This window comes from Nocardia sp. NBC_01499, assembly GCF_045040275.1.
GTDB lineage: Bacteria > Actinomycetota > Actinomycetes > Mycobacteriales > Mycobacteriaceae > Nocardia.
Genome location: NZ_CP109426.1, coordinates 775,507 through 784,088, shown reverse-complemented (window position 1 = coordinate 784,088; position 8,582 = coordinate 775,507). Strand labels below are relative to the sequence as shown.

Annotated in this window: 6 protein-coding genes; 2 read left to right on the top strand and 4 right to left on the bottom strand. The window is 68.4% G+C overall.

All coding sequences use genetic code 11. The annotated features are described in order from the left end of the window. The first annotated feature begins 48 nt into the window (after positions 1–48). Positions 49–855, top strand: coding sequence for an alpha/beta fold hydrolase (locus tag OG203_RS03610; protein WP_405164218.1), 807 nt, complete (start codon positions 49–51; stop codon positions 853–855). A gap of 32 nt (positions 856–887) precedes the next feature. Further along, a complete protein-coding gene (locus OG203_RS03605; protein ID WP_405164217.1) occupies positions 888–2,102 on the top strand; it encodes a SpoIIE family protein phosphatase in 1,215 nt (404 codons plus the stop codon). An 18-nt stretch (positions 2,103–2,120) separates the two neighbouring features. Here OG203_RS03605 and OG203_RS03600 read toward each other — a convergent pair whose 3' ends face one another. The 4 genes from OG203_RS03600 to lanKC form a co-directional block, all read right to left on the bottom strand. Then, complete coding sequence (locus tag OG203_RS03600) at positions 2,121–4,166, bottom strand: prolyl oligopeptidase family serine peptidase (RefSeq protein ID WP_405164216.1); 2,046 nt, start codon at positions 4,164–4,166, stop codon at positions 2,121–2,123. Continuing rightward, positions 4,163–5,428 carry an MFS transporter gene (locus tag OG203_RS03595; RefSeq protein WP_405164215.1) on the bottom strand — a complete coding sequence of 422 codons (1,266 nt, stop codon included), beginning with the start codon at positions 5,426–5,428 and terminating at the stop codon, positions 4,163–4,165. Before OG203_RS03595 ends, OG203_RS03600 begins: the two co-directional genes overlap by 4 nt. Positions 5,429–5,632: 204 nt before the next feature. Beyond that, positions 5,633–5,761: a hypothetical protein gene (locus OG203_RS03590; protein WP_281427676.1), complete on the bottom strand. Its 129-nt coding sequence runs from the start codon at positions 5,759–5,761 to the stop codon at positions 5,633–5,635. Positions 5,762–5,921: 160 nt separating this feature from the next. Next, positions 5,922–8,543 (bottom strand): class III lanthionine synthetase LanKC, encoded by a 2,622-nt coding sequence (lanKC, locus tag OG203_RS03585; protein WP_405164214.1) that lies wholly within the window; start codon positions 8,541–8,543, stop codon positions 5,922–5,924. Positions 8,544–8,582: the final 39 nt, after the last annotated feature.

The window sequence follows — 8,582 nt, the reverse complement described above, 5'->3', positions numbered from 1 at the left end:
TCGGCGGCCATGTCGGACGGCCGTGCCACGAGGTGGGAGGATGGGTAGGTGGATGCGAGCAGCAAGAACAATGTCGTGGTAGTCGGTCGAGACGACGGTCCGACGGTGGTGCTCGCGCACGGCTTCGGCTGCGACCAGAATCTGTGGCGGCTGGTCGTGCCCGCGCTGGCAGCCCGGTTCCGGGTGGTGTTGTTCGATCATGTCGGCGCGGGAAAGTCGGATCTGGCCGCCTGGTCGGTCGAGCGGTACAACACGCTCGATGGTTATGCCGCCGATATTCTCGATTTGTGCGCTGAGCTCGACCTCCGTGACGTGGTGTTGGTCGGCCATTCGGTGTCGGCGATGATCGCGGTGCTTGCGGCTATCCGCGAGCCCGACAGGTTCGCCAAGCTGGTCCTGCTGACGCCCTCGCCGTGCTATATCGATGACGGCGACTATCGGGGTGGGTTCAGTCGCTCGGACATCGACGAACTCCTCGAATCGCTCGACAGCAACTATCTGGGCTGGTCGGCGACGATGGCGCCGGTGATCATGGGCAATCCCGAACGGCCCGAGCTTGGGGCCGAGCTGACCGAGAGCTTCTGCCGCACCGACCCCGCGATCGCGCGGGTATTCGCGCAGACCACCTTCTTGTCCGACAACCGTGCCGATTTGGCCCATGTCACCGTGCCGACGCTGATTATCCAAAGCCGCGAGGACGCCATCGCCCCACCCGAGGTCGGTCAATTCGTGCACGAGCAGATCCCCGGCAGCACACTGCTGACGGTGGACGCGACCGGGCATTGCCCGCAATTGAGCGCACCCGAAGCGACCAGCCGAGCGATAACGGAATTCGTGGCGGCGAGCATGCCGTGATCTGCCACGCCGATGACGACCGCGGCGGCAGCATGGGTCCCAGCGATGGCGACCCCGATGCCGCGAATCCGGCCTTCTCCGCACTGCTGGAAGACAGCGCCGAAGATCTCTACGAGCACGCACCGTGCGGTTACCTCTCGACGCTGATGGACGGCACGATCGCCAAAATCAATACCACGCTGCTCGACTGGCTCGGCTACCGTCGCGACGAACTGGTCGGCCGACGACGGTTCACCGACCTGCTGAGCGTTGGCGGGCGGATCTATCACGAAACGCACATCGCGCCGACACTGCGCATGCACGGCGAGATCGGCGGGCTCGCCCTGGAACTGAAGGCCGCCAACGGAACTCGACTACCGGTGCTGGTGACATCGGTGGTCAAAACCGGTGCCGACGGTACGGCCCAGTTGATCCGAACCACCATCTTCGACGCCCGCGACCGCCGCGCCTACGAACAAGAACTGTTGCGGGCCCGCCAAGACGCCGACCGGGAACGTGATCGTGTGCTGAAACTCGCCACCATTCTGCGGCGGACTCTGCTCCCGCCCACCTTGCCGACGATCCCCGGAATGGACGTTGCCGCTTACTATCACACCGCATCGGTCGACGAGGTCGGCGGCGACTTCTACGACCTGTTTCCACTGGCGGGGGACACCTGGGGGTTCTTCCTCGGCGACGTGTCGGGCAAGGGCGCCCCTGCCGCGGCGGTCACCTCGTTGGCCCGATACACCCTGCGCGCCGCGGCCGCCTCGGATCCCGACCCGGTCGCGGCATTGGCCATCCTCAACACCGTGCTCAACCACGAGTACCACGGTATCGATCCCCGCTTCTGCACCGTGATCTACGGTCAGCTAACTCCAGATATCAAGGGCTGCAGGGTAGTTCTCGCCAGCGGCGGCCATCCGCCAGCGGTGCTGCTCAGCGCGACCGGCGGTGCGCGGTTCCTCGACATCCCCGGCGGGCAACTGGTCGGCGCGCTGCCCGATGCCCATTTCGCCAGTGTCGAGTTTCGCCTAGGTCCCGGTGACACCCTGCTGCTCTACACCGACGGACTCACCGAGGCGCGCACCACCGGCTCCGTTCGGCACAGCGAAGAAGAGTTGCTGAACTTCCTCGGCCCGCTGGCCCCGACCACCGCACCCGCGGTGGTCACCGCGGTGACCGACCTGCTTGCTCGTTTCGACGGCGTCGACGACGACACCGCGTTACTCGCGCTGAGCATCCCGCCCAGCGGCGGGATGCCCTGATCGACGAATTGCACTCAGTCACAAGGATTCTGCGCGATCGAGCCGCAACCCGGTGTGCCTGGCGACGAACGCGAGCAAGCAGATGAGCGCGTTGTCCGATGCCGGACCACCGCCCGCATGCCCCTTGCCGACGATCACATCCAGCAGCACGGGCCCGCCACCGTCGTGCTGGAGCGCGGCAACCATCTTGCAGGAATGCACCGCTGGCACCCGGGTATCGCTGTCGCCGGTGGTGAACAGCGCGGGTGGCCATCGGCGCGGCGGCTCCTCGGTCCGCGCGGTGACGTTGTAATACGGCGAATACCGCAGCAGGACAGCGAGAGCCGCGGGATCGGCGGCGGAGCCGTACTCCTCGCGCCAGGCCTGGCCGAGGCCCCAGCGTTCGTAGCGCACCATGTCCAGCGGGGCACCCGCACTCACCACCGCGGCGTAGTCGCCTGGCCGCTGCACCATGGCGCCGACCGCCATCAGCCCGCCGTTGCTGCCGCCGAGCAGCGCCAGTTGGCCGCGACGGGTCCACCCGGTGTCGACCAGCCAGTCGCCCGCCGCGTGCAGGTCGGTGAACGCGTTGGGCTTGTGCGCGCCGGCACCGTCGAGATGCCAGCGGCGCCCGCGTTCGCCGCCGCCACGCACCCCCGCGATGGCCATCACGCCACCGGCAAGCACCCAGGTCAGTCCGTCCGGTTGATAGCCGGGCCGGAAGGTGATGCCGAAGCCGCCGTAGCAGCTGAGGATGGTCGGCCGTGGTACCTGCGGGCCGGCCGGGGCGAGCACCGTCACCGGTACCTCGGTGTCGTCGCCGGAACGGTATGTCGTTCTGGTGACGGTGATTCCGGGCAGCAGGCGCGACGACGGTTCGTCCGGCGTGACCCGGCCCGACCGCAGATCAAGCCGCCACGCACCGAGCGGACGGATCCAGTCGGTGTAGCTCAGTACCAGCACGCCCGGTTCGTCGGTGGACTTGATCGCCGCGACCGTCCCCGCACCGGGCAGTTCGGCGTCGAGCAGCCATGTGCCGCACTGCGCGTCGTGTACGGCCAGCTCCGCGTACCCGTCTCGGGTGCGCAGGATCAGCAGCCGGTCGTCACCGTCGGTCGGGGCCAGGGCGAACGCGGCCAACACCGCGAGCTCGTCGGCCTGGACGAGCACCCGCCACGGACCCCAGCCGCCCGAGGGCACCGGTTCGGCGACGAGCAGCTGGCCGAACTCGCAGGTGGCGTTCGAGATCGCCAAAAGCCTGCCCGCGCTGTCGATTACGACCCCGGCCGAGGACAGCCCGCCGAGTTCGAGTGGTCGCGGCGAACCGCCTTCGATCACATCGGCGATCGACACGCGGGTGGTCCGGCTGGTCCCGGCCCGGCCGGTGACGACGAGCCAGCGGTCGTGCCAGAACGTGAGGTGGTAGCGGCCGACCGGGTTGTCGTCGCCGATGAGCAGTTCGTCGTCGGCGATCGCGGTTCCCACCTGATGGCGGTAAACCCCGCTGCCGCAACGGTTGTCGTGGCGTCGCACGTAGTAGTAGCCGCTGCCGTCGGTGACCCACTCCACCGGCGAATACCGGGTCAGCGTGCAGGTTTGCGCCACCTCGCCGGTTGCGGCGTCGACCAGGGCGAGCGGGGTTGCGTCCTCGGACCCGCCGACGCTGGCCTGCACGGCCACGAACCGGCCGTCCGGCGAGGGCGTCCAGCGCCGCAGGATCGCCCCTGTGCCAAGGGTTGTCGCGTCGAGCAGGGTCCGCCAGTCGGCCGCCGGCCCGTCGGCGACCTGTAGCTGCCACGGTCCGCCCACGTGCGCGCGGCCGACCCGGAACCGGCGGGTGCCTGCGGATTTCACCGGCGAGGCGGTGGGCCCCTGAACGATGATGTCGCGCAGCACTTCCCGCAGCCGCTCCTGGCCAGGCAGCGCGGCGAGATAGTCCTCGGCCAGCTGCCGCTGGGTCGCCACCCAGGCCAGGTTGTCGGGATCGTCGGCGTCCTCGAGTTGTCGGAACGGATCCGGAATCCGCATGCCGTGCAGGACATCCCACACATCGGACTTCGGTGCGTCGGGGTATTCGGCATTCATCGTGCCACCTTCACAATCGATTCGTTATTGCTGTCGCGGACCGCGGGGGAGCGGCCGACGATCAGGAGGAAGGCGATCGACGCGACCAGGTCGGCGGCGACGAACGCCGCGATTCCGGTTCGGGCTCCGCATCGTTCGCCGAGCACGCCGCCGAGCACCGCGCCGAGCAGATTCGCCGCCGTCGTTCCGGTGGCGAGCAGGGCGCCGACTCGCGCGAAGAACCCGTCGCCGACCTCGCCTATGACCGTCACCAGCGCGATGTTGAGCACCGCGCCGAAGAACATCGGCACCGCCGCGCCGAGGCAGGCGGCGAGCAATACCGTCGCCGTCGGCCCGGTGGCCATCGGCAGTGCCGCGGTGCCGATGGCGCCGCCGAGTACCGTGACCGCCAGGACTCGCCGGGCGGGTACGCCTCTGGCATGAATGCGTGGCGCCAACAGCGCCCCGGCGGCGGAGAACAGTGTGGCCACCACGGCCGGAATCCCGTAGACCGCAACGGGTAACGAGACGTCGTCGAGGAGGAACACCGCCCGCAGTGCGGCGATACCGCCCGAGGCGGCCCCGCCGGCCAGTAGATATACCGCCAAGGCCGCGAGTAGCGTGTGCCCGCGCAAAGCCCTTACGCCGTCGAGGAATTCGCGGCCGAAGCCGTGGCGCTGCTCGGTCGTCCGTTTGTCGGGCGAGGCGAGCCGGGTGAGGCAGTAGGCGCTGAACAGATACGTTGCCGCATCGCAGGCGAACATCGCCGCCGCGCCGACCGAGGCAACCAGCGGGCCCGCGATCGAGGCGCCGAGCGAGCGCGACACCATGGTCGTCGACTGCAGGCCAGCCCGCGCCCGCCCGAGATCGGTGACACCGAGCGTGGTCAGGTGGCCGAAGTACAGGCCCTCGATCACCACCCTGGCCACGCCGAGGACGAACGACAGCGCGGCCAGTCCGGCGATGGTCAGCACGCCCGCGCTCATCCCCGCCGCACAACCAAGCACCGCCGCGGCGGCAACGAGGTCGGCGGCGAGCAGCAGCCGCCGCGGCCTGCTCACCCGGTCCAATAACACTCCGGCCGCAGGGCCGAGCACCAGTGGCGGGATCATCGCACAGGTCACGATGAGCGAAACCTCCTGTGGCCCAGCGCCCAATCCGACCACCGCGACCACGGAGACCGCGGTGCCGGTGAGGGTGCTGCCGAACGTCGAGGCCGCCTGCGCGACCCGGTAGGTCCGCAGATCGGCCTCGGGTGCGGCCGCGGTAGCTGCTGTATTCATCAGATCACCCGAAATACGCGTCGTCGCAGTAGGCGACACTCAGCACGCTGATCGGCGCGTCGTCGAACAGATCGTCGTCGGTCGTCATCGTCGCCAGGGCGACCATGTTCTTGTGTTCCATGTTTTCTTCCTTTGCTTGATTGGCTTGTTGTACAAGGGATTTCGCCGGGCGCGGGTCATACCCGCGCCCGGCGACCGATCGGACTACAGCACCTCCTCGGAGCCGCCGCCCCCGCCACCACCACCGCAGTGGTGCTCGCTGTAGGAGCTCATCGGAGCGTCGTCGCCGAGCTCCGGATCGGACTGCAGTTGCAGTTTCAGAACCTTTGTCATGTCGTTCACCTCCTTTCGCTTCTCGTGGTCTTGTTCTCAGGTCAGAGCGCCTGCGCGTCCTCGTTGTTGCAGTGGTGCTCGCTGTAGGAGCTGAGTGGTGCGTCGTCGCCGAGTTCCGGGTCGGACTGGAGCTGGAGCTTCAGAACTTTGGTCATGTGGTTCACCTCCTCTGGTGATCTCGTCGTGGGCTGGGGGTCTGGGTGGCTGTTCGCCGAGCCGCGTCGAGGCAGTGGTCGAGGGTGAACAGCGGGTCGGCGACGCCGGTGGTGGCGTGCTGGAGAGCGAGCAGGATGCCCGCGGAACCGGTGGCCAGATCGGCGCTGAGCCGCTGCCCGCGCCCGCCGAGCCAGCGGATGCCGGTCTCGCCCGTGATCGCGTGCTTGAACAGCGCGGTGGGGCGGGCGGTCGCGTCGGACAGGAAGTTCTCGTCCGGGAAACGGGCGGCCATGTCGGCGTGGATGAGGGCAAGTCCGGCCTGTCCCTGGAAGAGTCCCGGGGCGGCGGTGAACCGAATGCCAACGGCGCGAACGCAACTGCGCAGCAGCGCGAAGAGTTCCGGATCGGGTCTGCGGTCGAGGTAGCGGGCGAGGACGTGGGCATAGCCCGCGCTCCCGCACGCCAGGTAGGGCATATTGCGTCGATCGGTGGCCGAGACCCGGAAACCCATGGCGGCGACCGGTAACGGCTCGATATGGACGAGTTCGTCACGCAGCAGCCGCAGTCCGCGTTCGAACGGTTCGTCCGTGCCGGTGAGCATCGAAAGGTAGTACAGCGCAAGCGCTATGCCGGGTCGGCCGTGCACGAGTCCGGACGGATGGTCCTGGCCGAGGGCTGGGATCAGCGCGTCGCCGTAGGGTACCGCGTCGAGTAGCCGTTGGGCCTGGTCCAAGTGGTCAGGGTCGCCGGTGCGGTGGAAGAAGGACAGGTGAGTCATGGCAACACCCGCCGCGCCTCCGCCCCATCCCGCAGACTCGGTCGCGAGTCGGTGCGCGGTGGCCGTGGCGAGCAGGGTTGTCGCAGCGTCGCGGTCGCCGAGATCGTCGAGGACCCAGGCGATTCCGGCGTTCCCGAAGAGTAAGCCCGGGCCGGTCTTCTGCCGGTCACGCAGGGCGAGGGCGCGGAGTCGCTCGACCACCCTCGGGTCGATCTCGCGGTCCGCGGCGCGCAGCGCGTGCAGTACGCCGGCGGTGCCATAGGCCAGGCACCGGGTGTTCGACCGATGTCCTTCCGAGACAGTCGGATACGTCCAGCGCGGGTTGGTGAGATCGACCATGCGTTCCAGCGCGTCGGCCGTGCGGTCGCGCAGCCAGCGCAGCGTTTCCGCCGGAGCGGAGCGCACCTGGGCCGGCGTCGGCAGGCGCAGTGCGTCGGGGACTGGCTGTGATCGCACCACGGTCGCCCAGAGAGCTGTTGGCGGCGGGCACAATTCGGCAAGATCGGCATACAGGTGGGTCAGTGTTTCCGGGCTGCGCCGCGCGGCCTCGTGCATGGGGAAGACCAGCAGCTGCGCGATCGCGGTCAGGCCGTAGGCGTCGACGTGCAGTGGATCGGTTTTCGCTCGCCCGCCTGGCGCTCGCGATTCCGGTGGCTCGTAGCCCGGGGTGCCGAGCAGGCCGAGCGGATGGTCGATGGGCTGGGTGGCCTCGAAGTCGATGAACCGCACCGAGTCGTCGTCATCGACGAGGATATTGCCCGGCGAGACATCGACGAAGGCGTAGCCGAGCTCGTGCAGCGTATCCAGTTGCGCGGCAAGCTGATCGAGAATATGCGTGCAGCGCCGGTAGTAGGCGGCGAACACCGAGGGGTCCTCCCCGGCGTGGATCAGCGGATTGGTCGCGACCATCCACTTGCTGAGGGTGCGGCCGGGCACGAACTCGGTCACCAGGAACGTGTGCTCCCACTCGGTGAACAGTTCGATCGGCGCGGGCGCCAGGGCCGGGGCGGTGGCGTGCAGGGCGCGCAGTGTCAGATACTCGCGCTCGAGCCGTCCGCGTGCGTCTTCGTCACCGGCGTAACCATTATGTGCGCGAGCCTCTTTCACGAATACGGGACTGCCGTCCGCGCGGCTGGCCCGGTACGCGCCGCCCGCGTTGCTCTGCTGCAGCACGCTGTCGAAGGTGTAGCCGTGGAAGCTCACCTCGTCGGTGCCGTCCGCCTCGGGAACCGGGCCGAACGGATCGGCGATATCGGCGGGCAGCAGGAATTCGGGGCGGCGCTCGTCGGGAACCTCGGTGCCGTCGAGGGCGAGCATGGTCGGTACCCGGGTGCCGTCGGGCTGCAGGCGGTGCCGCGGGCGGAATGCGCCGTAGCGGTAGGACACACACTGCGACGATCCGAACCGGCGGTCGGTGAGCACGTACGGCCCTGCGACACCGGACAATTCGCGTTCCAGGCGTTCGAGCAGGGCGTAGGCCAGCTGCGGCGTCGGCGGATAGAGGGCGCAGAACTTGCCGCTCTGCACCCGGCTGCCGTGTTTGCCGTGCATCCAGAGGAAGTACTGCTTGCCGGTGAGATGTTTGAACGAGACGCCGAGTTCGGCGCACGCGGCGCTCACCACATCGAGCACGTGCTGCGCGGAACCGAGCGCACTCGACACGTGCACCTTCCAGCCCTGTTCGGGCAGTTCGGCATCAGGCGGCGACCAGTGGGTCCACACCTCGAACTGGTGGCGGGTCCAGCCTTCGGGCGGCCGGGTCGGGTTGTATCGCTTGCCCGGATCGGTGCGCTCGAAGGGCTCGTAATAGTCGGGGTGGGCGAACGTGAACGCCGTGTCCTGAAGCATTGTGGTGCAGCCCTTCTGGGATTCGGCCTGGTAGTCGGG